The organism is Halolamina sp. CBA1230, assembly GCF_002025255.2.
Lineage (GTDB): Archaea > Halobacteriota > Halobacteria > Halobacteriales > Haloferacaceae > Halolamina.
Genome location: NZ_CP054587.1, coordinates 2,751,372 through 2,774,425 on the forward strand (window position 1 = coordinate 2,751,372; position 23,054 = coordinate 2,774,425).

A 23,054-nucleotide genomic window follows, 5' to 3' on the forward strand; every position below is an offset into this window, starting at 1 on the left:
GCTCACTCGGCGTGTTCCTTCTTCAGGCTGAGCGCGGTGCGATCGAACTCGCAGACGAGCGTGTCCTCGCCCTCGGACTCGTCGCCTCGCGGGTCGGTTCCCTCCCCGCTCGGGTCCCCCGAGGCGTCGTCCGACGCCTCGCTCACTTTGAACGCCTCGACGTGCATCTCCACGACCCCGCGCTCGCCGTCGCTGGTCTCGCGTTTGTCCGTGACGGTCGTCTGCGCGTAGACGGTGTCGCCGTGGAACACGGGGTTGGGGTGTTCGACGTTGTCGTAGGAGAGGTTCGCGACGATCGTGCCGTCGGTCGTGTCGGGGATCGTCAGCCCAACCGCCAGCGACATGGTGTACAGTCCGTTGACCAGTCGCTCGCCGAACTGGCTGTCCGCGGCGAAGTCGGCATCGAGATGGAGCGGCTGCTGGTTCATCGTCATGTCGCAGAACGTCTGGTTGTCCGACTCCGAGACGGTCCGGCGCTTCCCGTGTTCGATCGTCTCGCCGACCTCGAACTCCTCGTAGTAGCGTCCGGTCATACCCGGCGGCTGGGGCGGTCGGCGCAAAACGCTGCCGACTCCTCGACGCCGGGCGAATCCCCAACCAGTTATACTCCGCGCCGACCCAGCCACGGGTATGGCACGCAGAAGCCTCCTGTTCTCGCCGGGCGACCGCCCGGAGCTGATGCGCAAAGCCCCCGAATCCGGGGCGGACACGATCTGTTTCGACCTCGAAGACGCCGTCGCACCGAGCCAGCGCGAGGCGGCGCGGGCGTCGGTTCGGGAACTGCTCGCTGACCCCGAGTTCGACCCCGACTGCGAGGTGACCGTGCGCGTGAGTGTCGACGCCGCCGCCGACGTCGACGCGCTGCTCGACACCGAGGCGTCGGTCCGTCTCGACGGCGTGATGGTGCCGAAAGTCGCGGAGGCCGCCGACGTGCAGTGGGTCGCCGACCTGTTCGACGAGCACGACGCCGACCCCGCGCTGCTCGCGCTGGTGGAGACCGCCCGCGGCGTGTTGCGAGCCGAGGAGATCGCCGACGCGCCGGCGACGGACGCGCTGGTGTTCGGCGCCGAGGATCTCGCCGCCGACCTCGGCGCGACCCGGACCGACGAGGGGACGGAGGTGCTCGGCGCCCGTCAGCAGGTGCTGCTGGCCGCGAGCGCGGCAGGGATCGACGCGATCGACACGGTTCACACGGATTACGAGGACGAGGCGGGGCTGCGGGAGTCGACCGAGTTCGCGCTCCAGCTGGGGTACGACGGGAAGCTGGCGATCCACCCCACGCAGGTGCCCGTGATCAACGACGCGTTCACGCCCGCTCCCGAGCGCGTCGAGTGGGCCGAACGCGTGCTCGAAGCGCGCGACGAGGCCGAAGCCGAGGGGCGTGCGGTGTTCAGCGTCGACGGCGAGATGATCGACCCGCCGCTGATCGCGCAGGCCGAGCGCGTGCTCGAGCGGGCTGCTGCGGGCGACGAGCGGTAATCCTTCACAAACGTCCCGTTAGGACTTCGGCAGGCTTATTCGAGCTACGGCCGAATTTCTCGCCGGAATGTCAGACGAGGCTAACCCGTTCGAGAGTCTGCAGGAGCAGATCGACGACGCAGCCGCGTACCTCGACGTCGACGACGACGTCATCCACCGGCTCAAGTACCCCGAGCGCGTGCTGGAGACGAACCTCTCTGTGGACATGGACGACGGGTCGATCGAGCGCTTCAAGGCGTTCCGATCGCAGTTCAACGGCGACCGGGGCCCCTACAAGGGCGGCATCCGGTACCACCCGGGCGTCACCCGCGACGAGGTCAAGGCGCTGTCGGGCTGGATGGTGTACAAATGCGCCGTCGTCGACATCCCCTACGGCGGCGGGAAAGGAGGGATCGTCGTCGATCCCTCGGAGTACTCCGCGGGCGAACTCGAACGGCTCACCCGATCGTTCGCCGAGGAGCTGCGGCCGCTCGTCGGCGAGGACAAGGACGTCCCCGCGCCCGACGTGAACACGGGCCAGCGGGAGATGAACTGGATCAAGGACACCTACGAGACGCTGGAGAACACGACCGAGCCCGGCGTCGTCACCGGGAAATCCATCGAGGCCGGCGGGAGCGCGGGCCGCGTCGAGGCGACCGGTCGCTCGACGATGCTCACCGCGCGTGAGGCGTTCGACTACCTCGGCCGCGACATCGAGGGCGCGAGCGTCGCCGTCCAGGGGTACGGCAACGCGGGCTGGATCGCCGCCAAGCTGATCGACGAGCTCGGCGCCGACGTCGTCGCCGTCTCGGACTCCTCGGGCGCGATCCACGATCCCGACGGGCTCGACCCGGTTTCCGTCAAGGAGTTCAAACGCGAGTCCGGCTCGGTCTCGGGGTACGACGACGCCGAGTCGCTCTCGAACGAGGTGCTGCTCACGATGGACGTCGATCTGCTGGTCCCCGCGGCGCTGGAGAACGCCATCGACGGCGACCTCGCGGCGGACGTCAGCGCGGACGTGATCGTCGAGGCCGCGAACGGCCCGCTCACGCCCGACGCCGACGACGTGCTGACCGAGAAGGACGTTCACGTGTTCCCGGACATCCTCGCCAACGCCGGCGGCGTGACCGTCTCCTACTTCGAGTGGGTGCAGAACCGCCAGCGCTTCTACTGGGACGAGCAGCGGGTCAACGAGGAACTGGAGGCGATCATCACGAACGCGTTCGACGACCTGACGACCGCCTACGAGGCGTTCGACGTGCCGAACTTCCGGACCGCGGCGTACGTCGTCGCGATCCAGCGCGTCGTCGACGCGTTCACCGACAACGGCAACTGGCCCTAGACGGCTTTCGTCGCTCCGGAACGGCGCACGCAGTGTGTTTCTCCGTCTCGATCACCTGTCAGCCTCGGCTGTCCGAATCGCCCGCTTCGGTAGTTCTTTCATCGACGGTGCCGAGGATCGCGTATGGTGAATCTCGGACTCGTGGTAGCGCAGTTCAACGCCTCCGTCACCGAGCGGATGGCGGACGCGGCGACAGACGCCGCCGCGGAACGGGGCGTCGAGATCGACGAGACCGTGCACGTGCCGGGGGTGTACGACAGCCCGCTGGCCGCTGATCGACTGGCCCGGCGCGACGAGATCGACGCCGTCGCGGTCGTCGGCGCGGTGGTCACGGGCGATACGGATCACGATCAGGTGATCAGCGACGCGACCGCCGAGTCGCTCCAGTCGGTCGGGCTCGACCGGGACACGCCGGTGACCTACGGGATCACCGGTCCCGGACAGAGCGGGGCGGAAGCGCGCGAGCGTGTCGACAAGGGTGCCGACGCGGTCGACGCCGCGGTCGACATGGTGGAGGCCCTCGCATGAGCGAGCACGAGTGGGGGTTCGCCGAGCGCGTCGGCCGTGTCGAGCCGTCGGCGACCGTCGCGGTCGGCAACAAGGCGAGCGAACTCCAGGAGCAGGGCGTCGACGTGGTCGACCTCTCCGTGGGCGAACCGGACTTCCCGACGCCCGAACGAATCCGTGAGGCCGGCCAGCAGGCGATCGCGGAGGGGAACACCGGCTACACCGCCTCCAGCGGCATCCCCGAACTCCGGCAGGCGATCTCGACCGACCTGAAAGCGAAAGGCGTCGCCTGCGGTCCCGAGAACGTCGTCGTCACCCCCGGTGCGAAGCAGGCGCTGTTCGAAACCGTGCAGGCGCTCGTCGACGAGGGCGACGAGGTGATCCTGCTCGACCCGGCGTGGGTCTCCTACGAGGCGATGGTGAAACTCGCCGGCGGCGACCTCACGCGGGTCGATCTGGGCCAGCACGACTTCGACCTCGAACCTGCGCTGGACGACCTGGCGGCGGCGATCTCCGACGAGACGCAGTTACTGCTCGTGAACTCCCCCTCGAACCCGACGGGTGCGGTGTTCTCCGACGCCGCGCTGGAGGGGGTGCGTGATCTCGCGGTCGAGCACGACGTGACCGTCGTCGCCGACGAGATCTACGACCGGATCACGTACGACGCCGACCCGACCTCCCTCGCGTCGTTCGACGGGATGGCCGAGCGGACGGTGACGGTCAACGGGTTCTCGAAGGCGTACTCGATGACGGGCTGGCGGCTGGGCTACCTCGCCGCGCCCGAGGCGCTGGTCGATCAGGTGTCGAAGATCCACGGCCACTCGGTGACGTGTGCGCCCAACTTCGTCCAGCACGCCGGCGTCGAGGCGCTGCGCAGCGTCGAGAGCGACGTGGCGACGATGGTCGAGGCGTTCGAGCGCCGCCGCGACCTCGTGGTCGACCTGCTCGCGGACCACGGGAAGGTGATCCCGCGACCACAGGGCGCGTTCTACGCGATGATCCCGACCCCCAACGACGACGTCGAGTGGGCCGACGCGGCCATCGAGGACGCCCACGTCGCGACGGTCCCCGGCAGCGCGTTCAACGCCCCCGGATACGCCCGGATCTCCTACGCCGCCAGCGAGGAACGGCTGAAGGAAGGGTTCGAGCGGCTGGCCGCGGAAGGGCTGATGTAAACTACCCCGCCCTACTCGCTCCCTCCCGCCTTGCGACGGTCGGTCACTCCTTGAGGGCGGGGCTTTGCCGAAACGACATTGTGCCCCACGACCCCGTGCATGGGCGTGGCCCGACTTCCTCTTGCCGTCCTTGCCTCGGCGTGGGCGCGATTTGATACGCCTCCCACTCCGACCGAGGCCGGGATTGTCCCGCCGATTTAATTCCCGGTGTTCTCACGCTCTACCCCAAGACGGGGACGGAGTTGAACCGTTCGCGGTCGTCGTTCCCGAGTACAGGGTGCGTTGGGATCGCACCACAGGAGCCAGTTTACTCGTGGCTCCTGCCGTCCCCGACGTGTGCGAGGGCGACAGTAGCATGGGATACGTCGCGGGTAGTATTAAGCGTGTACGAACTCGCTTCCTCTCCTCCCTACTCGCTTCGCTCGTTGAGGAAGGAAGCTCCGCGCTACCGTTTGCTGACCCGCTACGCGATCAGTTTTCTACCGAACTGGGAGATGCGTGTCCGGGCAGCCGGAACGCGACACGCTCACTCGTGACCCGAGACTTCGACCGGCTGGTACGGCTCTTCCAGGTACTCGACCTCCGACGAGCTCAGCGACACCGAGAGCGCCTCGACCGCGTCCTCGAGGTGTTCGACGCTGGTGGTGCCGACGACGGGGGCGTCGACGGCGTCCTTGTGTAGCAGCCACGCCAGCGCGATCTGGGCCATCTTCAGGTCCTTCTCGGCGGCGAGCTCCTCGACGCGCTCGTTGATCTCGCGCCCGCCGTTCGCCAGGTACGGGTGGCGGTCGGACTCGACTTCGTTCTGCCCGCGGGTCGTGGCTTCGAGCTCCTCGTGTGGGCGCGCGAGGAAGCCGCGAGCCAGCGGCGACCACGGGAGCACGCCGACGTTCTCCCGCGCACACAGCGGCAGCATCTCGCGTTCCTCCTCGCGGTAAAGGAGGTTGTAGTGATCCTGCATCGTCGCGTACCGTTCGAGGTTCTCGCGGTCGCTGGTGTGCAGCGCCTCGGCGAACTGGTGGGCCCACATCGACGACGTACCGACGTGGCGGGCCTTCCCGCGGCGGACAGCGTCGTCGAGCGCGCGCATCGTGGTCTCGATGGGTGTGTCGTCGTCCCAGCGGTGAGTCTGGTAGAGGTCGACGGTGTCCATCCCGAGCCGATCGAGCGAGGCGTCGAGCTCCTGTTCGATCGCCTTCCGCGAGAGGCCGCCCGAGTTGGGGTCGTCCTCTCGCATCTGGAAGTACCCCTTGGTGGCGACCACCATCTCGTCGCGGTCGTACTCCGCGAGCGCGTCGCCGAGCACGCGCTCGGACTCGCCGCGGGAGTACATGTTCGCCGTATCGAAGAAGTTCACCCCGAGTTCGACCGCGCGGTCGATCAGTTCCGTCCCTTCCTCCTCGTCGAGCACCCAGTCGCGCCATCCGGAGTCGCCGAAGCTCATGCAGCCGAGCGCGATCCGCGAAACCTGCATCCCGGTGTCGCCGAGTGTCGTGTACTCCATGGGAGACGGTTACGCGCTTGGCGCAAAAAGCCACGCCCGTCGGCGAACGCGACGGGGACCGAGCTAGTCCCGGAAGCTCGCCGTGTAGACCAGGAACGCGCCGGTGATTAGGACGAACGCGAGGAACGTCACGAGCGCGAGCACGACCACCAGCGGCTCCAGAATGCCGAGGTACGACTCGCCGGCGGGTGTCGTCGACAGCGCGATCGACGCCAGCAGCGCAGCGATCAGCCCGAGCAACCAGTCCCGAAGGATGTTTTCGTACTCCATACGGTGAGTCCCCGGCCCAGCAGGGAAACTCCACCGGCCGATCGGCTGGTCGGGCGACGGGAGTAGCGAACAGGCGACCCAGCGACGGACCGTGGGCCGGTGGGTCGCGCTCCGGCCTCGTTCAGCCCACGGCGGTGTTCACCGCACGGGGAGGCTGGTCGCGCTATCGGTCATAAACGTTCGCCGGAGCTGGCGCTTCCGGCCGTCAAAAAGCGGTGAGAACTGCGGGGCGTCGTCAGTGCTGGTGACCCATCGCCTCGGACAGCGAGAGGCCGAAGCGCTCCTCGAACAGCTCTTCGAGCGCCTCGTTCGCGTCCTCGACCTCGTCGGCCACGCCGCCCTCGGCGTGGTGGACGCGGGCGTGGGCCTGCTGGGCGAACGCCTGCAGCACGATGTCCGCGATGATCTCGGCGTCCGACTCGTCGCCCTCTTGCATCAGCTCGAGCATAACGGGCGGCACGTCGACAGTGTCGGTTTCGCCGTCGGGACCCTCGACAGTGAACGTCTTCGTCTCGGCCATACCCACGAGTTGGTGGTCGGACGTAAGGCTCTGTGGGTCTCGGCTCGCGGGAGAAGGGGATTCGGCAGTCAGTCGTCGCCGGCTGTTCGCCTCGGCGACACCGTTAGTCGTCGCCGGCTGCCCGCTCCGGCGACACCGTTAGTCGTCGCCCGCGGCAGGCTCGGGGGTCGCGTCGATGCCGAGTTCGTCGGCGCGCTCGCGCTCCTCCAGCCAGTCGTCGGCGTCGAGCGCGGCCTCGCTGCCCATGCCGGCGGCGGTCACCGCCTGCTGGTAGTGGTGGTCGACCACGTCGCCGGCGCCGAACAGCCCCGGCACGTCGGTCGCCGTCTGGTTGGCGCCGCGGCCGCCCTCCGTGATGATGTACCCCTCGTCGTCGAGTTCGACGCCCGTATCGTCGAGGTAGCCGGTGTTCGGCGTGTGACCGATGGCGTAGAACACCGCGCCCACGTCCATCTCGAACGTCTCGACGCCGTCGTCGCCGGCCTCGAACTTCTCCTTGGGGTGGCCCTCGGGGTGGCGGACGAGCGAGGCGTAATCGATCCCCTCGTCTGGAGTGCCGTGGATCTCCGTGAGCTCGGTGTTCCAGAGGATCTCCACCTCGCCCTCGTCGACTTTCTCCATGATGCGGTCGATCCAGTAGTCCTCGGCGCGGAACTCGTCGCGTCGGTGGGCGATGTAGACGGTGTCGGCGAACTTGGTGAGGAAGTTCGCCTCCTCCATCGCGGCGTCGCCGCCGCCGACCACGAGCATGTCCTCGTCGCGGAAGAACGCGCCGTCACACGTCGCACACGTCGAGAGCCCGTACCCCATCAGCTCGTCCTCGCCGGGAACGCCGAGCGTGCGCGCGGAGGCGCCCGAGGCAGCGATGAACGCGTCGCAGGTGTAGACGGTGCCGTCGCGCATCTCGACACGGAACGGCGAGCCGTCGGTGCCGTCCTCGTCCCCGAGCCCGGTCACGTCGACGACGATCCCGTGGTCGAGTTCGGCGCCGAAGCGCTCGGCCTGCTCCTTCATGTTGTTCACGAGGTCCGGCCCGGAGATCCCCTCGGGGAAGCCGGGGTAGTTGTCGACCTCGGTGGTCAGCGTGAGCTGGCCGCCCGGCTCGTCACCTTCGAACACCAGGGGGTCGTTGTTCGACCGGCCGGCGTAGATCGCCGCGGTCAGCCCCGCGATCCCCGTGCCGGCGATGATCAGGCGACGGTGTTCGGTCGCCTCCTCGACGTTCTCGCTCATGAACCGAAGTAGGTGGGTGTGCGGTATGTACGTTATGTTGTGGGCAGTTGCCACGCTCCGACAGCCTTACCGCCGGCGCGCCGGAGTCCCGACCATGGCCGCCGACTTGGCAGAGAAGACCGACCGCTACGGCGAGATGCTCGCCGACGCCCTCGACGCCGCCGAGCCTGCGGCCCCGCCGGGGACGCCCCTGGGTGAGGCCGCCGCGGAGACGTACGAGATGGCCGACTCCTACCTCGACGACGGTCGCCACTTCCGCGAGGCCGACGACCCCGTGAACGCGCTGGCCTCCTTCTCCTACGGCTACGGCTGGCTCGACGCAGGTGTGCGGTTCGGGCTGTTCGAGATCCCCGAGGACACGGAGCTGTTCACGACTGACGCGGGCGACGGATAGGCGACTCGCAACCGACCGTCAGTCGAACCGGTACGTCGGCCCGTCGTCGCTGTCCTCGACCTCGACGCCCAGCGCCTCCAGTCGGTCCCGGAGATCGTCGGCGCGCTCGTAGTTGCCCGCGTCGCGCTCCTCCTCGCGCACGTCGAGCACCAGCTCCACGAGGTCCTCGGCGATCTCGGCCTCGCCCTCGGTCACGTCGCCGAACTGGAGGCCGAACACGCCCTCACCGTACTCCTCGAAGAACTCGATCGACTCCCGGAGCGCGCGGTAGTCGTAGGGGGCACCGTCCTCGACGTGACGATTGATCGCGGTCGCGACTTCGAGCAGTTCCGCCATCGCCTCGCGGGCGTTGAGGTCGTCGTTCATCGCGGCCTCGAAGCCGGCGCGGGCCGCCGCGAGGTCGTCGCGGAACTCCGAGTCCTCGGTTTTCGTGAGCGCGTCGGCGCTGTCGGCGTACTCGACGGCGGTCTCGTAGGCCCGTTCGAGGCGCTCCCAGCGCCGGCGGGCCTCCTCGATCGTCTCTTCGGTGTACGCCTGCTGGGAGCGGTACTCCGCCGAGGCGTAGAAGGTGCGGAGCACGTTCGGGCCGAACTCCCGGACGGCGTCCCCGACGGTGAAGTAGTTCCCCAGCGAGGAGGACATCTTCTCGCTGCCGGCCTGCATGAAGCCGACGTGCAGCCAGTAGTTCGCGAAGCGCTGGCCCGTCGCCGCCTCGCTCTGGGCGATCTCGTTCTCGTGGTGGGGGAAGACGAGATCCTGCCCGCCCATGTGGATGTCAAGCGTGTCGCCGAGGTGGGTCATCGACATCGCGGAGCACTCGACGTGCCAGCCGGGGCGACCCTCCCCCCACGGCGACTCCCAGGTCTGGCCCTCGGGCAGGTCGCCCTCGTGGTCGTGTTTGCGGTGTTCCTCGACCGCGTCGGCGCCGACGCCGCCGGCTTTCCAGAGCGCGAAGTCGGCGGGGTTGCGCTTCTCGCTTCGCTCGTCGGGGTCGCCCTGCTCCTCGAGTTCGTCGACGGTCTGGTTCGAGAGCTTCCCGTACTCCGCGAACTCGCTCACGTCGAAGTACACCGAGCCGTTGGACTCGTAGGCGTACCCCCCCTCGATCAGCGTCTCCACGAGCTCGACGATCTCCGGGACGTGCTCGGAGACTCGCGGGTAGACTTCCGCGCGCAGGAGGTTCAGGTCCCGCATGCGCTGGAGCACCTCCTCGGTGTAGTGGCGGGCCACGTCGGCTTCCGTGTCCCACTCCTCGCGTTCACCGACGCGAGCGGTGATCTTCTCGTTCACGTCGGTGACGTTCTCGACGTGGCGCACGTCGTACCCCTCGTGGGCGAGCCAGCGGTGGAGGATGTCCGCCTGCGCCCAGAGGCGGGCGTGGCCGAGGTGGGGGTCGTCCGAGACCGTCAGCCCGCAGACGTAGAGCAGCACCGAGTCGCCGCTGGGTTCGAACTCCTCGCGCTCGCCCGACAGGGTGTCGGTCAGCGACAGGGTCATGGAGGAGCGTTCTCCAGCCGGCGGTTTGAAGCCGTCGGATGGGCGCTCGCGCCGGCGATGACTCAGGCGGGCACCCGTTCGAGCGCGTCCTCGACCGCCCGGAGCGCCGCCACGCCCTCGCGCCGGTCGACGACGACGAGGAGGGTTCCGTTCCCGACCGCCGCCGCCTCGGCGTCGATCCCCTCGGCGTCGAGTCGGCCACAGACCGCACCGAGCGCGGCGGTGTCCACGTCACCGGTCGCGAGCACCGCGGTCAGCGATCCAGCGTCGGGGACGACCGCGCTGCCGCCGACCGAGAGCAGTGCGTCTTCGGCGGCCTCCGCCCCCGTGTCGACGAGGCCGACACCGCTCTCCATCCGGACTCGAGCGCTCGTCTCGTGCGTCTCGAACTCGGGCAGGTCCTCGGCGAACCGGCGGAGCGCGGTCGCGACGGCGTCGTTGCCGGCGTCGAGGTCGAGTCGCTCGGCGGCGGCGGTGTAGTTGACCACGCCGGCACGGAGCGCGAGCAGGAGGAACGGCCGCTCGCGGACCGCCTCACGGGTCGCTGCTGCGGTGGACATGGTGGGGAGTGACGCGGGCGACGGCAAAAGTCCATCCACCCGCGGGCGGCGCTCCGATGCCGGGTACGGTCGGTTCGATCGGCGCCACACCCGGCAGCGGTGATGGTGTGCGGTAGCGGCTGTGGTGCGGTCGCGGTCGCAAGTGGTCAACGATCGAGCTGCTGTTGCGGTCGCGGTCGTCGACGAATCGGGGGACTACACCGGCAGCAAGAACGACTCGTGAACTACCCCTGCCTACTCACTCGCGGCGGAGCCGCTCGTTCCTTGAGGCAGGGGCTTCCTGCTTCCAAGACGCGCTTTGCAGGAACCAGGGTGGTTCCCGCAGGGAGCGCAGTCTCCACAGGCGTTGATTCGGAGTGACCCACTCCTAGGTCGCTGAGTCCGCGAGAAAGAATGTTCCACGCTGCGTTTGCGTCTCTGTCCGCCTCGAAGCCACAGGCAGGACAGGAGTGCTCACGCACCCACAGCGGTTTGTCGGTTTCGACGCCACACTGCGCGCACTCTTTGGTGGTTCCGTCGGGTTCAACTTCCACGAAGTGCGTGCCTTCGCGCTCACACTTCGTTTCGAGCAGATCGGTGAAGGTGTTCCACGCCGCCGAGGCTGTGTTGCGGCTGTTACGCGGCGATTCCAGCATGGCTTTCACGTCGAGGTCTTCGACGGCCACCAGTTCGTACTCCCGAGCGTAGTAGTTCGAGAGTTTGTGCAGGAAATCACGCCGCTTGCGCTTGATGTCGAGATGGCACTCAGCGACACGCCGACGTTGGTTCTCCCAGTTGTTCGACTCGTACTCTTTGCGCGAGAGCTTCCGTTGCTCTCGTTCGAGCCTGTCGCGTTCTTCCGAGAGGTCGAGTGATTCGACTGCCGTCCCGTCAGTATCATGGGCATACTTCAGAATGCCCACGTCGATGCCGACCACCTCCTCGGCGTCGATCTCCTCCAGCGGTGGCTTGGCTGGCGGTTCTGTGTCCATCTCGATGCCGAAGATGGCGAACCACTCGCCAGTTTTCTCTTTTTTGAGCGTGACTTCTTTGAGGGTGGCGTCCTCGGGCAGCGGTCGGTGCAGTTCGATGGGAATGTCTGCGAGTTTCGACAGCGACAACACGGTCTGACCACCCTTCTTGTCGAGTTCGAAGCCAGACTGGTTGTAGGTGAAACTGCGAAACTCGCGTGGTGATTTCCATTGGAGTTCACCAACCTTGTAGCCCTGTTCTTTGAGTTCCCCGAGTGCGTTGATGTTTTTCGCGATCCGCATGACGGTGGGCTGGAGCACCTTCGAGTAGATGTCGGTGAGTGCGTCCCACCAGTCTTTGAGGTCGGGAAGCTCGTCACGAATCTTGCGGACACGCTGTTTGACAGTGCCCTCGTCTTCGGGGATCTGGTTGAAGCGGTAGAGGGCGTGGTTGTAGAGTTGGCGACAGGTATCGCGGTGGTAGTCCAGCGTCTCACGCTGGCTGTCGGTCAGCCTGAGGCGATACCTGTAGTTGTAGTTCATGTTCGCTGGTTTTCGACGTACTCTTTCAACACATCCAGTGAGACTTGTCCTGTCGAGATGAGACAGTACGAGTCGTTCCAGAACGAGCCGCCCCACAGGTCGGTTTTGAGTTCATCTTCGTACTCGTTGCGGATGCGTCGAGCAGTCGCACCTTTGACGGTGTTGATGAACTTCACGAGGTCTGTGGTTGGTTCAGCCCGGAACAGGATGTGAACGTGGTCGTCTTCACCGTCGAGATTGGTCAGTGTGACACCATACTTGTCCGCGAACCCCTCGATGACCCCGCGAATATATTGGGTTCGCTCCTCGGTGAGCACACCACGACGATACTTGGTGGTGAGTATCAGGTGGTAGTGGAGTGAATACACCGAGTGTGCTCCCGTGTCGAGGTCGTACTCCATTGGGTTCGGTCAATATTTATGTATCCTAGTAGAAAGAAGTTACGACTGCGTGGGCCTGTGGGTTGGGAATAGAACAGTATATGGAAGACGATGACGGCGCTGTATCCCCTCCCTACTGCGCTCCTTGTCCGCTGGCGCGGACTGCGGTGCTCCTTGAGGGAGGGGGGCTTAGCGCCTGCATTCAGCTAAACCACGATCACGTCAACGCTACGACGACGCCGACGACGGTGACCAGCGCCACGACCGCCGCGGCGGCGCCGACGACGGCACTCTCCACCAGCAGCGCCACGGCGACCGCCGCGAGCAGCGCGACGCCCGCTAGGGCGAGCAGGCCGACTGCCTCGGCGTCCAACGCCTCCCGGATCGACTCCTCGGTTCGTGGGCTGCCGAGCTCCTCGTCGATATCGATCCCGTACCCCTCCGCACGGGACGGCTCGATGCGGAGGTCGACGCGACGGCTCTCGGTGCCGTAGCCGGTCGAGATCGTGAGCTGGCCCGTGACGGGCTGGTCGATCTCGGCGGCGTCGACGCCGATCCGGGTCGTCGACTCGCGATCGACGTACTCGTCCTCGCCCCGGAGTCGCGCTACCCCCGCCAGCGACTCGTCGAGCGCGAGGTGGACGTGCGAGCCGGCGCCGTGGTTCACGAGCGCAACGTCGAACGGGCCGTCGGCCACGAACGACGCCGGCGCATCGATCCCGCGGGGCTGGCCCCGGTTGAGGTGGACTTCGAGTGCCGACACGCTTGTGGGTGAGACCTAAGGGAGCAAAAACGTTCACCCGAACTGGCTCCCACGAGGAATCGACAACAGACGCTCGCTGTGGGGTGTTTCCGGGAAAAGTTTATGTACTCGTCGGCGCACTCTCCACGTATGGGTACCAGTAGCACACCACCCGTCGTTCGCGACGCTCCGGCCCGCGATCACGGGCCGGACCTGTCGACCGTCGGCACCGACCTCGTGATCGCCGACGGCGAGGTGATGACCTACGGCGAGTACCGGCGACAGGCTCGCGCTCGGGAGACGGAGCCCGACGGCCGCGAGAAAGAACTGCTGGAACGCTGAGTCGCCGGTCTAGAACGCGTCGCCTTCGAACGTCGTCTCGGCGTGGAGACTCTCCTTCAGCGCGTCGTGAACCTTACAGAGGTCGAACGCGCGGTCGATCGCTTCCTCACCCTCCTCCTCGGTCACGTCGGCGCCGACGGCGACGTCGAAGTGGATGCTATCGAGCTTGTCGTCGTCGTTGAGTTCGCCAGTGATCGAGAGCTCGATCTTCCCGAGCTCGCCGACGTCGCGCTGCTTGGCGCCGACGCGCAGCGCCGGAACGTAGCACGCGCCGTAGGAGGCGAGCAGCGACTCCAGCGTGTCGGGCGCGGACTCGCCGCCGGGGTCGATGTCGACGGAGAAGTCGCGGATCTCGGTCGTGGAATCGTAGCCGTCCTCGGAGACAGTAGTGACCTGTTTGCTCATCGCGGTCGACGGTTGGGTCGTTCGGGGCCTAAATCTTGCTGCCCCGGCCTCGCGGCGACGGGCGCTACTCGGCGAGGGTGTAGCGCTCGTCGCCGTCGAGCACGACCGCCTCGGCGTCGCTGCCCGTCGCCTTCACCTCACGGACGAACTCGTCGGTGTCGATCTCGATCGGCGGGAACGTGTCGTAGTGCATCGGGAACGCCACGTCCGCATCCACCCAGTCGACCGCGACGGCGGCCTGTGCCGGCCCCATCGTGAAGTGGTCGCCCGCGGGCACCGCGGCGGCGTCGGGTTCGAGGAACGGCGCGATCACGTCCTTCATCTCGGAGTGGAGCGAGGTGTCGCCGGCGTGGTAGAACGTGGTGGCGTCGGCGTCCGCCTCCTGGGTGGGCTTCTTGTCGCTGATCACGAAGCCGGCGGGCATCCCCGCGGAGGTGCCGTAGCCGGTCTCGATCCCGTTGGAGTGGTCCGCACGCACCATCGTCACCCAGGCGTCGCCGCACTCGACGGTGCCGCCGAGGTTCATCCCCATGCCGCCGACGGCGTTCTCGTGGCCGAAGTTGTCCTCGAGGTAGCCGGCCAGCTCCGGCGTCGCGACCACGGTCGCGCCCTCGTAGCGGTCGACGTCGCCGATGTGGTCGGCGTGGCCGTGGGTCAACAGCAGGTAGTCGGGGTCCAGTTCCTCGGGCGAGGTGTCCGTCTTGGGGTTGTCGAAGAACGGGTCGATCAGGAGTTCGGTGTCGTCGACGGTGACTGCCCAGGTCGAGTGGCCGTGCCAGGTGAGTTCGAACGTCATGCAGTCGACAGTCGGGGCGCGCGGGCCGTGAATCTTACTGCTACCGAGGGGGATGTGCGACATCCCTAAGTCCCGAGAGCGGTCAGTGCGGCCAATGGGAGTCCACGGACGGGCGGCCGAACTCACCGACGAGGGCGAGACGGTCGCGATCGCCACGGTGACCGAGGTCGAGGGCAGCGCCCCCCGCGACCCCGGTGCGACGATGCTCGTCCGGGCGAACGGCGAGATCGAGGGCACCATCGGCGGCGGCACCGTCGAGGCGCTGACGAAGGAGGCCGCCCTCGAGGCGATCGAGGAGCGCGAACCGCGGCGCGAGCGCTGGGAGCTGACCCGCGACGGCAACACGGGGATGGTCTGCGGGGGCGAGATGGCCGTGTTCATCAACGTGCTCGTCGGCGCGCCGGAACTCGTGATCGCGGGCGCGGGGCACATCGCGGTGCCGCTCAGCCGGATGGCGAACGAGATGGGGTACGACACGTTCGTCGTCGACGACCGCGAGGGGTACGCCGACCCCGAGCGCTTTCCCGACGCGGAACTGTTCACCGGTGACTACGACGAGGGGATCGCCGAGTTCGGCGTCGGCTCGAACACCGCGGTCGCGATCGCCAGCCGGAGCGGCACGTTCGACCGGGTTGCGGCGGCCGAGGCGCTCCGGCGCGGCGCCTACTACGTCGGGCTGGTGGCCTCCGCGGAGAAAGCCGACCACGTCCGCGAGGGCCTTCGCGACGAGGGAATCGACGACGAAGCGATGGAACGCCTCCACGCACCCGTGGGGATCGAGGTCGGCGGCGGCGCGCCCGAGGACGTGGCGCTGTCGATCCTCGCGGAGCTCAACCGCGTGCGCCACGGGCTCTCCGCCGAAATCTGATCCGCCGTCCTACGTGTGCGTCTTGATCGCGTCCCAGTACTCCGCCGGCGTGTCGACGTCGACGAAGATCCGCTCGTCGTCGACGTCCACCTCCCGGGTGTCGGTGTCGTCGGCGTAGACGACCGCCCGCGCTCCCCGTTCTTCCGTCGCCGGATCGTGTAACAGCGTGTCGAACGTCGAGGCGGCGAACAGGGGCGGGTGGCCGCGTTCCCCGTCGGTCGTCGGCTGGATCACGTCCGCCGCCCGGTCGGCGGCGAACGCCTCGGCCACGAAGCGGACGACCGACGCCGGAATCAGCGGGTAGTCCACGGGCGAGAGCAGCAGGCCGTCGGCGTCACGTGCCCGTGCTTCGCGCACGCCGGCCCGAACCGAACTGAGCATCCCCGCCTCGTACTGTTCGTTCTCGATCACCGTCGCGCCGGTCAGGTCCGCACGGGCACGCACCTCGTCGGCTTCGTACCCCAGCACCACGACCGGTTCGACACCGGCTCGCCCGTACTGCTCGATCAGTCGCTCCACGAACCGCTGCCGGTCAACCGTCAGCAGCGGCTTGGGGAACCCACCCATCCGGGTTGACTCCCCAGCCGCCGTGATCAGGCCGAGTAGGCTGGGGTCACTCATCGCCGGCACCGCGTCCGGCGGCTCGCTCGCGGGCGTAGGAAGGCATTACGCCGGAGGACGCGCCGGGAGGGTCATAAACTCACGGCTCACCCGTTCCGTGGCCGACAGTCTGGTTGGATAGGACAGGTGTTCAAACACCAGATATCACCAGTACCAGGCAGATTTGCACAGTTCAGGATTCTCCTGTACAGTTCGACGGTACGATGCTGTTTCCCATGGGTGAAAGAACCATGTTACCGAACGACAAGTTTATACAATGGATCGAGGTATACGCATAGCACATGTCTGACCTTATTGACCAAGGCGAAGACAGTCACCCGAAGATGAACCGGCGGCGATGGCTCCAGGGCCTCGGCATCGCCGGTACTGCCGGCCTGGCCGGCTGTACGGGCGGCGACGGGACGGACTCGCCGACGTCGACGTCGACCGAGCCGGACCCGGAAGCGACGGAGCCGGACACCCCGACCGCGACCGAACGGCAGGAGCTCCCCGAGCGAACCGGTCCGTACCAGCGGACGATCGCCAACGCGGCGTCGACGCTCAACCCCCTCTACAACAACGTGGACGGGGTCGGCACGCTGATCGGCTACACGATGGACATGGGGTACACGTTCATGCCCGGGACGGAGTTCCTCCCGCAGCTCTACGACCTCTCCTCCGACAACGGTGAGGTGTGGGTCGCGGAGCTCCGTGACAACCTCATGTTCGGCGGCGAGTACGAGCGCCAGGTGACCGCCGAGGACTTCGTCTATCAGGTTCAGGAGATCCACCAGAGCAGCTGGGCCGGCACCCCCGACTCGCCCAACTGGCCCACGGGCGAGGAGGGGTACAACATCGAGCAGACCGGCGAGCTGGAGTTCCAGATCGAGCTCCCGAGCTCGAACGTGCTCTACCCCGAATCCTACGAGCCGCTCCTCTACGCGATCCCGAAGGAGATCATGGAGCCCTACGTCGCGGAGGAGGACTCCCAGGGCCTCCAGCAGGACGAGGATCTGCTCGAGCTCACGTTCACCGGGAACCTCGGCGCCTACCAGCTCGACGAGTGGAACCGTGGCAGCGCCCAGATCTTCTCGCGGAACGACGACTACTACCTCCGCGATGCGACCGACGTGGATCCGCTGTTCGAGGAAGCCCCGTACTTCGAGGGGATCGAATCCCAGGTCGTCCAGGAGGAGGCCTCCCGGCTGGGTGCCTTGGAGACGGGCGAGTCCGACGTTGCCGGTCTCCCGCCGAACCGCGTCTCGGAGTTCCAGCAGATGGAGAGCGTCGACGTGAACATCACGCCGACGCCGTTCCAGAGCCTCATCACCTGGAACATGCGTAACAACGGCTGGAACACCGGCCCGGGCAACCTCTTCCGCGACCGCTCGTTCCGACAGGGGCTGGCCTGCGCCGTCAGCAAGAACCAGGTCGTCCAGGGAATCTACCGTGGGTTCGCCGACCCGGCGTACACGTTCCAGCCCGAGTGGTCCACGTTCTACCCCGAGGACGACTCCGCGATCGATCAGTGGGGGACCGGCGACCTCTACGGTCCCGAGCCCGCGCGGAGCCGGATCCGCGACGCGATCGAGGACACCGACTACAGCTACGACGGCCAGGGCCGCCTGCTTAACCCCGACGGCGACCAGTGTACCATCACGCTGCACCACTCGGCGTCGTCGAACACCAACCAGTCCCTCGCGGAGTTCATCGCCCAGGAGTACGAGGAGAACGCCGGGATCGTCGTCGAGACGACCGCGACCCAGTCCTCGCAGTTCCTGACGAACTACTTCCAGCAGGAGGCACCGGAGGGCGAGACCGAGTGGAACGCCGGCCCGTTCAACCGCGGTCCGCGTGACGTGACGAGCGCGGAGAGCTGGGACATGACGGTCATCTACGGCTACAACACCTACCCACTCAACCCCACCGTCAGCGACGTGTTCTTCCTGCAGGACGGGAGCACCAACCCGCAGGGGTACTACCCGCAGTGGGACGCCGAGGAGCTCTACAACCAGGCGAACAACGCGACCAGTCGGGAGGAGCTCGCCGACGCGATGGTGGAGATCTTCGTCAACCTCAACCAGGCCCAGCCGATCGGGATGCTGACGTTCAGCTCCAACACCATCGGCTACGCCGCCGACATCGAAGGGCCCATCGAGGACTTCTTCAGCGGCTGGGACTTCCCGGCCTGGTACCGAGAGGACTGAGCGTCTCTCGCCCCGAGTTTTTGGGTTCGAGGGGCCAGCTATCGAAACACACATTATTCGAGATGCGGTACAGAAACACACTCTGTGTGACAACCGATACCATTGCCAGAACGGGAACGGCGGTTGTCACCGGCGGATACAGCGATTTCGGAGACAGACACACATGAGGATTTAACATATGGGAATGGAATGGTACATCGTCCGACGGGTCGCGTGGGCGGCCATCGTGACGTTCATCATCGTTTCGATCACGTGGGGGCTGATGATGGCGGCGCCGAACCCCAACGTCCAGCAGGCAGTCACACAAGCCGCGCTCGCCGGCGACGACCCCGAGGCGGCGGCCGAGCGCGCGGAGGAGCGGTTGGGGCTCGACCGCCCGGCACACGAACGGTACCTCGACTACGTCGTGGGCATCTACACGTTCCACTGGGGGTGGTCCGAAAGTCGCAACCAACCCGTAACGGTGGCGCTACTCCAGGCGCTCTACTACACCGCGCAGTACTCGGTCCCCTGGACGATACTGACGATCTTGATCGGCCCGATCGTGGGACTGTACTCGGCAGCTAACCAGTACAGTTGGAAGGACCACGTCGCCACAGGCTTCGCCTTCTTCGGCTACGCGATCCCGAACTTCTTCTTCGGGATCATCCTGTTACTGATATTCGGGGTGACGTTGGAGTGGATACCGGTGATATACCAGACGGACGTTCCGGTGTTCAGCCTCGCGAACGTGAACCAGCTCGCAGTACCGGTGTTCGTGCTGGTGACGGGGTCGATCGGCGGGATCATGCGGGTCTCCCGGAACGAGTCCGCGGAGTACGTCAACGCCGACTTCGTCAAGACCGCGCGGGCGAAGGGGGTCTCGACGTACAAGATCTACTTCCAGCACATCCTCAGACCGACGATGGTCCCGCTGTCGACGACGATGGTGAGTCAGCTGTTGGCACTGTTCACGGGTGCGTCCCTGCTCGTGGAGGTGGTGTTCAGCATCCCGGGGCTCGGCACGACGCTGTACCGGGCGATCACCGCCCAGGACACGAGCCTCGTGCTCGGCTCCACGCTGTTTTTCACCTTCATCGCCACGATCGGGAACCTGCTTCAGGACCTGGTGTACACCATGCTCGACCCACGCATTAGCTTCGAGGATCGATAATGGCGACCGACAGATCCACCTTCGACCAAGTCGACTGGGAGCAGATCTCCGAGGAGTCCGACCGCGAGCTGTCGCCGAACTTCGTCGGCACGGCGGTGTCGCTCGGCGTGCTCACGGCGTTGATACTGTACGACTACTTCCTGGTCACCCGCCCCTACGACAAGATGCTGGGGCTGGATCTGGGCGGGCAGTACACGCCGACGTTCGCACCGATCGGCTGGGAGTACGACGTGACCCAGCTCGACTGGCTGTTCGCCGTCTCGCTGGTCCTGTTCGCGTTCTACATCGTGCTCCCGCTGTACCAGAACGCGCGGATGACGAAGTACTACTGGCGGGAGATGAAGCGCAACCGGCCGGCGATGGTGAGCCTGGGCTGGCTGATCTTCATCTTCGTCATCGGCGTGCTGGGGCCGGTCGTGATCCCCGCACCCGAGTCGGAGCTGTTCCTGAAGTACCAGCCGCCGATGTTCATGGAGATCTCCCAGAACTACCCGATCAACTGTGCCGGGCCGATCGTCGACGGCGCCTGTCAGGGGACGCTCCAGTACCCGCTGGGGACGACACAGAACGGCAAGGACATCTTCAAAATCATCGTGTACGGGATGCAGATCAGCATGAAGATCGGCTTCATCGCGACGCTGATCGTCATCACCATCGGCACCGCCGTCGGGACCGTCTCGGCGTACGCCGGCGGGCTCGTCGACGAGGTGCTGATGCGGTGGGTGGACATCCAGCAGTCGTTCCCCGCCTTCATCCTCTACCTGCTGATCCTCTACATCTGGGGTGGCGGCCTGTTCCTGTTCATCGTCCTGTTCGGGCTGTTCGCCTGGGAGGGGACCGCACGCTACGTGCGGAGCAACGCGCTCGCGAAGACCGAGGAGGAGTACATCAAGGCTACCCAGCTCAGCGGCGCGAGCACGTACCGGATCATCCGGGCCCACATCGTGCCCAACAGCGCGAGCAGTATCATCACCAACATCACGCTGCTGGTGCCGGGGTTCATCCTCGCGGAGGCACAGCTGGCGTTCCTCGGCCTCGGTGACTCGGCGGTTCCCTCGTGGGGACAGCTGATCGCCGCGGGCCGGACCGATCTCGGGTTCGCGCCCTGGATCACGCTCGCGCCCGGGATGTTCCTCTTCTTCACCATCCTGGCGTTCAACTTCCTCGGGGACGCGCTCCTCGACGCACTGAACCCCGAAGCCGACGCGGAGTCAGAACAATGACAGACGAGCCACTACTCACGGTCGAAGGACTCACGACGGAGTTCACGACGGACAAAGGAACGCTGACCGCCGTCGACGGTATCGACTTCGAGATCCCCCGCGGCGAGACGGTCTGTCTCGTCGGGGAGTCGGGGTCGGGGAAGACGGTCGCCAGCGAGTCGATCACCCGAATCGTCCCGACGCCGCCGGGCGAGGTCACGGGGAGCGTGACGTTCGACGGGCGGGAGGTCACGACGATGAGCGAGTCCGAACTTCAGGAGATCCGCGGCGGGCGGATCGCTCACGTGTTCCAGAACCCACAGGACGCGCTCAACCACTGCTACACGGTCGGCTGGCAGATCGTCGAGGCGGTCCAGACCCACGAGCCGGACGTCTCCAAGCAGAGGGCCCGCGAGCGCGCGGTCGACCTCCTCAACGAGGTGGGTGTCGCCAACGCCGCCGCCCGGCTGGACGACTACCCCCACGAGTTCTCCGGCGGCCAGAAACAGCGCGTGATGATCGCGATGGCGCTGGTCACCAACCCGGACCTGCTGATCGCGGACGAGCCGACGACCGCGCTCGACGTGACGGTGCAGGCCCAGATCCTGAACCTGCTCGAGCGGCTCCAGGACGAGTACGACATGTCGATCCTGTTCGTCACCCACGACCTCGGGGTCGTCGCCGGCATCGCCGACTACGTGGTCGTGATGTACGCCGGGAAGGTGATGGAACGGGGGACCGTCGACGAGATATTCAACGACCCCTCACACCCCTACACCAGGGCCCTGCTCGAGTGTCTGCCCGGGCAGGCCCGCGCCGCGGAGGGGATCCCGGGGACGCTCCCCTCGCCGATCAACCCCCCGGACGGCTGCCGGTTCGCGCCCCGGTGTGACTACGCGGTCGAGGAGTGTCGCGCCGGCGAGCAGCCTCCCGAGGAGCCGATCTCGGACACCCACGCCGTCTCGTGTGTCCACTACCAGCAGGGGTACGACGCGTCGACGGTGAAAGGCGACGCCCACCAGGAGGACGGCGCGGCCAGCGGAGGTGTTACCAGTGACTGACGAACCGCTCGTCTCGGTCAAGAACCTCAAGAAGCACTACCCGATCACCGAGGGGATCCTCTCCCGACAGGTCGGCGCCGCCAAGGCCGTCGACGGGATCAGCTTCGACATCGCGGAGGGCGAGACGCTCGGGCTGGTCGGCGAGTCCGGCTGTGGGAAATCCACCGCCGCCTCCTCGATCATTCGGCTGGAGGAGGCGACCGACGGCGAAGTCATCTTCAACGGCGGCGGGCGCGCCGGCCACGAACGGAACGCGGACGGCACCCACCCCAACGACGTCACGACGTTCGACGATAAGGAGCTCAAGAAGTTCCGCCGGGACGCCCAGATGATCTTCCAGGACCCGTCCTCGAGCCTCGACCCGCGGATGACCGTCGGGAGTTCGGTCGCGGAGCTGTTGATGGTCCACGGGATGACCGACAAGCAGCGCCGCCGCGAGATCGTCGAGGACCTGCTCGAGCGCGTGGGGCTCGAAGCCGACTACTACGACCGCTACCCCCACGAGTTCTCCGGCGGGCAGAAACAGCGCATCGCGCTGGCCCGCGCGCTCGTGCTCAACCCCGAGTTCATCGTGGCCGACGAGCCCGTCTCGGCGCTCGACGTGTCGATCCGCGCGGAGATCCTCTCGCTACTGAACGACATCCAGGAGGAGTTCGGGCTGTCGATGCTGTTCATCAGCCACGACATGAGCGTCGTCCGGGAGGTGTGTGACCGCGTCGCGGTGATGTATCTGGGCGAGATCGTCGAGATCGGCGACACCGACGAGGTGTTCAAGAACCCGCAGCACCCCTACACGGAGGCGCTGCTGTCGGCGATCCCGCTGCCGGACCCGTCGGCCCAGCGCGAGAACATCGAACTCAAGGGGACCGTCCCCAGCCCCATCAGCCCGCCGTCGGGCTGTAAGTTCCACACGCGCTGTCACATGGTGATCCAGTCCGACGAGTACGACCTCGAACAGGAGAACTGGCGCGCGCTGCTCACGTTCCGGGACAAGGTCCGGACCGGCGAGGTCAACCCCGAGGGGATCCGACAGGCGCTCTCGGCCGACGACGCCGACCCGTCGGCCGTCGACGACGAGACCGTCGAGTCACAGCTCCGCGTGGAGTTCGACCTGCCCGAGACGCTCGAGGACGACGAGGCCGAAGCGATCCTCGAACGGTCGCTCGACGCGCTCACGACGGGCGACGTCGAGACCGCCGAGGAGGAGCTCTCGGCGTTCACCACGCCCTGCGAGGAGGAGGAGCCGGAGGCGACCGACCACGGGAACGGCCACCTCTCGGCGTGTCTGCGGAACAAACCCGAAACCGAACACGGCGCCCCGCTCGCGGACGACTGAGCGGGCCGC

Annotated in this window: 25 protein-coding genes; 12 read left to right on the forward strand and 13 right to left on the reverse strand. The window is 66.7% G+C overall.

Going from position 1 to position 23,054, the window contains the following annotated elements; genetic code table 11:
• Window positions 1-2 precede the first annotated feature (2 nt).
• A complete protein-coding gene (locus B4589_RS14375) occupies window positions 3-533 on the reverse strand; it encodes a MaoC family dehydratase (protein WP_079234913.1) in 531 nt (176 codons plus the stop codon).
• Between the two features lie 97 nt (window positions 534-630).
• Between B4589_RS14375 and B4589_RS14380 the strand changes: the two genes are divergently transcribed.
• From B4589_RS14380 to B4589_RS14395, 4 genes are all read left to right on the forward strand, one after another.
• A complete protein-coding gene (locus B4589_RS14380; protein ID WP_079234914.1) occupies window positions 631-1,479 on the forward strand; it encodes a CoA ester lyase in 849 nt (282 codons plus the stop codon).
• Between the two features lie 67 nt (window positions 1,480-1,546).
• Entirely contained in the window at window positions 1,547-2,800 is a 1,254-nt protein-coding gene (locus B4589_RS14385) for a Glu/Leu/Phe/Val dehydrogenase (RefSeq protein ID WP_079234915.1), read from the forward strand.
• Window positions 2,801-2,923: 123 nt separating this feature from the next.
• The gene (ribH, locus tag B4589_RS14390; RefSeq protein ID WP_079234916.1) at window positions 2,924-3,328 is read left to right on the forward strand and encodes a 6,7-dimethyl-8-ribityllumazine synthase; all 405 of its coding nucleotides are present in this window, start codon (window positions 2,924-2,926) and stop codon (window positions 3,326-3,328) included.
• Entirely contained in the window at window positions 3,325-4,482 is a 1,158-nt protein-coding gene (locus B4589_RS14395) for a pyridoxal phosphate-dependent aminotransferase (protein ID WP_079234917.1), read from the forward strand. Before ribH ends, B4589_RS14395 begins: the two co-directional genes overlap by 4 nt.
• Before the next feature lie 526 nt (window positions 4,483-5,008).
• On the opposite strand, the gene B4589_RS14400 is transcribed toward B4589_RS14395, so the two are convergent.
• From B4589_RS14400 to B4589_RS14415, 4 genes are all read right to left on the reverse strand, one after another.
• Complete coding sequence (locus B4589_RS14400; RefSeq protein ID WP_079234918.1) at window positions 5,009-5,986, reverse strand: aldo/keto reductase; 978 nt, start codon at window positions 5,984-5,986, stop codon at window positions 5,009-5,011.
• A 63-nt stretch (window positions 5,987-6,049) separates the two neighbouring features.
• The gene (locus B4589_RS14405) at window positions 6,050-6,256 is read right to left on the reverse strand and encodes a hypothetical protein (RefSeq protein WP_079234919.1); all 207 of its coding nucleotides are present in this window, start codon (window positions 6,254-6,256) and stop codon (window positions 6,050-6,052) included.
• Window positions 6,257-6,491: 235 nt separating this feature from the next.
• Window positions 6,492-6,776 (reverse strand): hypothetical protein, encoded by a 285-nt coding sequence (locus B4589_RS14410; RefSeq protein ID WP_079234920.1) that lies wholly within the window; start codon window positions 6,774-6,776, stop codon window positions 6,492-6,494.
• 138 nt (window positions 6,777-6,914) lie between these two features.
• Window positions 6,915-8,009 (reverse strand): NAD(P)/FAD-dependent oxidoreductase, encoded by a 1,095-nt coding sequence (locus tag B4589_RS14415; protein ID WP_079234921.1) that lies wholly within the window; start codon window positions 8,007-8,009, stop codon window positions 6,915-6,917.
• 94 nt (window positions 8,010-8,103) lie between these two features.
• Between B4589_RS14415 and B4589_RS14420 the strand changes: the two genes are divergently transcribed.
• Window positions 8,104-8,403 (forward strand): DUF357 domain-containing protein, encoded by a 300-nt coding sequence (locus B4589_RS14420; RefSeq protein ID WP_079234922.1) that lies wholly within the window; start codon window positions 8,104-8,106, stop codon window positions 8,401-8,403.
• Window positions 8,404-8,421: 18 nt separating this feature from the next.
• Here B4589_RS14420 and cysS read toward each other — a convergent pair whose 3' ends face one another.
• The 5 genes from cysS to B4589_RS14445 all read right to left on the reverse strand — a co-directional run bounded on the left by cysS (window position 8,422) and on the right by B4589_RS14445 (window position 13,096).
• Window positions 8,422-9,900 (reverse strand): cysteine--tRNA ligase, encoded by a 1,479-nt coding sequence (gene cysS, locus B4589_RS14425; RefSeq protein WP_079234923.1) that lies wholly within the window; start codon window positions 9,898-9,900, stop codon window positions 8,422-8,424.
• Between the two features lie 62 nt (window positions 9,901-9,962).
• On the reverse strand, window positions 9,963-10,460 hold the full coding sequence (locus B4589_RS14430; protein ID WP_079234924.1) for a hypothetical protein: 498 nt from the start codon (window positions 10,458-10,460) through the stop codon (window positions 9,963-9,965).
• A gap of 224 nt (window positions 10,461-10,684) precedes the next feature.
• Window positions 10,685-11,953 carry an RNA-guided endonuclease TnpB family protein gene (locus B4589_RS14435; protein WP_079234925.1) on the reverse strand — a complete coding sequence of 423 codons (1,269 nt, stop codon included), beginning with the start codon at window positions 11,951-11,953 and terminating at the stop codon, window positions 10,685-10,687.
• Window positions 11,950-12,354, reverse strand: a complete 405-nt coding sequence (gene tnpA / locus B4589_RS14440) for an IS200/IS605 family transposase (protein ID WP_079234926.1) — start codon at window positions 12,352-12,354, stop codon at window positions 11,950-11,952. Before tnpA ends, B4589_RS14435 begins: the two co-directional genes overlap by 4 nt.
• 196 nt (window positions 12,355-12,550) lie before the next feature.
• The gene (locus B4589_RS14445) at window positions 12,551-13,096 is read right to left on the reverse strand and encodes a hypothetical protein (RefSeq protein ID WP_079234927.1); all 546 of its coding nucleotides are present in this window, start codon (window positions 13,094-13,096) and stop codon (window positions 12,551-12,553) included.
• A gap of 129 nt (window positions 13,097-13,225) precedes the next feature.
• Here B4589_RS14445 and B4589_RS14450 point away from each other — a divergent pair, with 129 nt between their 5' ends.
• Window positions 13,226-13,417 (forward strand): hypothetical protein, encoded by a 192-nt coding sequence (locus B4589_RS14450; RefSeq protein ID WP_079234928.1) that lies wholly within the window; start codon window positions 13,226-13,228, stop codon window positions 13,415-13,417.
• 9 nt (window positions 13,418-13,426) lie between these two features.
• Here the strand turns inward: B4589_RS14450 and B4589_RS14455 are convergent, their stop codons facing one another.
• A complete protein-coding gene (locus tag B4589_RS14455) occupies window positions 13,427-13,822 on the reverse strand; it encodes an OsmC family protein (RefSeq protein WP_079234929.1) in 396 nt (131 codons plus the stop codon).
• 64 nt (window positions 13,823-13,886) lie between these two features.
• Window positions 13,887-14,618, reverse strand: coding sequence for a metal-dependent hydrolase (locus B4589_RS14460; RefSeq protein WP_079234930.1), 732 nt, complete (start codon window positions 14,616-14,618; stop codon window positions 13,887-13,889).
• Window positions 14,619-14,712: 94 nt separating this feature from the next.
• On the opposite strand from B4589_RS14460, the gene B4589_RS14465 reads away from it, so the two are divergent.
• The gene (locus tag B4589_RS14465; RefSeq protein ID WP_158081190.1) at window positions 14,713-15,486 is read left to right on the forward strand and encodes an XdhC family protein; all 774 of its coding nucleotides are present in this window, start codon (window positions 14,713-14,715) and stop codon (window positions 15,484-15,486) included.
• A gap of 9 nt (window positions 15,487-15,495) precedes the next feature.
• Here B4589_RS14465 and B4589_RS14470 read toward each other — a convergent pair whose 3' ends face one another.
• The gene (locus B4589_RS14470) at window positions 15,496-16,107 is read right to left on the reverse strand and encodes an NTP transferase domain-containing protein (RefSeq protein ID WP_143414359.1); all 612 of its coding nucleotides are present in this window, start codon (window positions 16,105-16,107) and stop codon (window positions 15,496-15,498) included.
• A gap of 281 nt (window positions 16,108-16,388) precedes the next feature.
• Between B4589_RS14470 and B4589_RS14475 the strand changes: the two genes are divergently transcribed.
• From B4589_RS14475 to B4589_RS14495, 5 genes are all read left to right on the forward strand, one after another.
• Window positions 16,389-18,293: an ABC transporter substrate-binding protein gene (locus B4589_RS14475; RefSeq protein ID WP_079234933.1), complete on the forward strand. Its 1,905-nt coding sequence runs from the start codon at window positions 16,389-16,391 to the stop codon at window positions 18,291-18,293.
• Between the two features lie 178 nt (window positions 18,294-18,471).
• Window positions 18,472-19,446: an ABC transporter permease gene (locus B4589_RS14480; protein ID WP_079234934.1), complete on the forward strand. Its 975-nt coding sequence runs from the start codon at window positions 18,472-18,474 to the stop codon at window positions 19,444-19,446.
• The gene (locus B4589_RS14485; RefSeq protein ID WP_079234935.1) at window positions 19,446-20,669 is read left to right on the forward strand and encodes an ABC transporter permease; all 1,224 of its coding nucleotides are present in this window, start codon (window positions 19,446-19,448) and stop codon (window positions 20,667-20,669) included. The genes B4589_RS14480 and B4589_RS14485 overlap by 1 nt, the downstream gene beginning before the upstream one ends.
• Window positions 20,666-21,709 carry an ABC transporter ATP-binding protein gene (locus B4589_RS14490; RefSeq protein ID WP_079234936.1) on the forward strand — a complete coding sequence of 348 codons (1,044 nt, stop codon included), beginning with the start codon at window positions 20,666-20,668 and terminating at the stop codon, window positions 21,707-21,709. The genes B4589_RS14485 and B4589_RS14490 overlap by 4 nt, the downstream gene beginning before the upstream one ends.
• The gene (locus tag B4589_RS14495; protein ID WP_079234937.1) at window positions 21,702-23,045 is read left to right on the forward strand and encodes an ABC transporter ATP-binding protein; all 1,344 of its coding nucleotides are present in this window, start codon (window positions 21,702-21,704) and stop codon (window positions 23,043-23,045) included. Before B4589_RS14490 ends, B4589_RS14495 begins: the two co-directional genes overlap by 8 nt.
• Window positions 23,046-23,054 lie beyond the last annotated feature (9 nt).

Coding starts and splice junctions, on each gene's coding strand:
- B4589_RS14375 (WP_079234913.1), bottom strand. CDS start 533: ATGACCGGACGCTACTACGAGGAGTTCGAGGTCGGCGAGACGATCGAA.
- B4589_RS14380 (WP_079234914.1), top strand. CDS start 631: ATGGCACGCAGAAGCCTCCTGTTCTCGCCGGGCGACCGCCCGGAGCTG.
- B4589_RS14385 (WP_079234915.1), top strand. CDS start 1,547: ATGTCAGACGAGGCTAACCCGTTCGAGAGTCTGCAGGAGCAGATCGAC.
- ribH (WP_079234916.1), top strand. CDS start 2,924: ATGGTGAATCTCGGACTCGTGGTAGCGCAGTTCAACGCCTCCGTCACC.
- B4589_RS14395 (WP_079234917.1), top strand. CDS start 3,325: ATGAGCGAGCACGAGTGGGGGTTCGCCGAGCGCGTCGGCCGTGTCGAG.
- B4589_RS14400 (WP_079234918.1), bottom strand. CDS start 5,986: ATGGAGTACACGACACTCGGCGACACCGGGATGCAGGTTTCGCGGATC.
- B4589_RS14405 (WP_079234919.1), bottom strand. CDS start 6,256: ATGGAGTACGAAAACATCCTTCGGGACTGGTTGCTCGGGCTGATCGCT.
- B4589_RS14410 (WP_079234920.1), bottom strand. CDS start 6,776: ATGGCCGAGACGAAGACGTTCACTGTCGAGGGTCCCGACGGCGAAACC.
- B4589_RS14415 (WP_079234921.1), bottom strand. CDS start 8,009: ATGAGCGAGAACGTCGAGGAGGCGACCGAACACCGTCGCCTGATCATC.
- B4589_RS14420 (WP_079234922.1), top strand. CDS start 8,104: ATGGCCGCCGACTTGGCAGAGAAGACCGACCGCTACGGCGAGATGCTC.
- cysS (WP_079234923.1), bottom strand. CDS start 9,900: ATGACCCTGTCGCTGACCGACACCCTGTCGGGCGAGCGCGAGGAGTTC.
- B4589_RS14430 (WP_079234924.1), bottom strand. CDS start 10,460: ATGTCCACCGCAGCAGCGACCCGTGAGGCGGTCCGCGAGCGGCCGTTC.
- B4589_RS14435 (WP_079234925.1), bottom strand. CDS start 11,953: ATGAACTACAACTACAGGTATCGCCTCAGGCTGACCGACAGCCAGCGT.
- tnpA (WP_079234926.1), bottom strand. CDS start 12,354: ATGGAGTACGACCTCGACACGGGAGCACACTCGGTGTATTCACTCCAC.
- B4589_RS14450 (WP_079234928.1), top strand. CDS start 13,226: ATGGGTACCAGTAGCACACCACCCGTCGTTCGCGACGCTCCGGCCCGC.
- B4589_RS14455 (WP_079234929.1), bottom strand. CDS start 13,822: ATGAGCAAACAGGTCACTACTGTCTCCGAGGACGGCTACGATTCCACG.
- B4589_RS14460 (WP_079234930.1), bottom strand. CDS start 14,618: ATGACGTTCGAACTCACCTGGCACGGCCACTCGACCTGGGCAGTCACC.
- B4589_RS14465 (WP_158081190.1), top strand. CDS start 14,713: ATGGGAGTCCACGGACGGGCGGCCGAACTCACCGACGAGGGCGAGACG.
- B4589_RS14470 (WP_143414359.1), bottom strand. CDS start 16,107: ATGAGTGACCCCAGCCTACTCGGCCTGATCACGGCGGCTGGGGAGTCA.
- B4589_RS14475 (WP_079234933.1), top strand. CDS start 16,389: ATGTCTGACCTTATTGACCAAGGCGAAGACAGTCACCCGAAGATGAAC.
- B4589_RS14480 (WP_079234934.1), top strand. CDS start 18,472: ATGGGAATGGAATGGTACATCGTCCGACGGGTCGCGTGGGCGGCCATC.
- B4589_RS14485 (WP_079234935.1), top strand. CDS start 19,446: ATGGCGACCGACAGATCCACCTTCGACCAAGTCGACTGGGAGCAGATC.
- B4589_RS14490 (WP_079234936.1), top strand. CDS start 20,666: ATGACAGACGAGCCACTACTCACGGTCGAAGGACTCACGACGGAGTTC.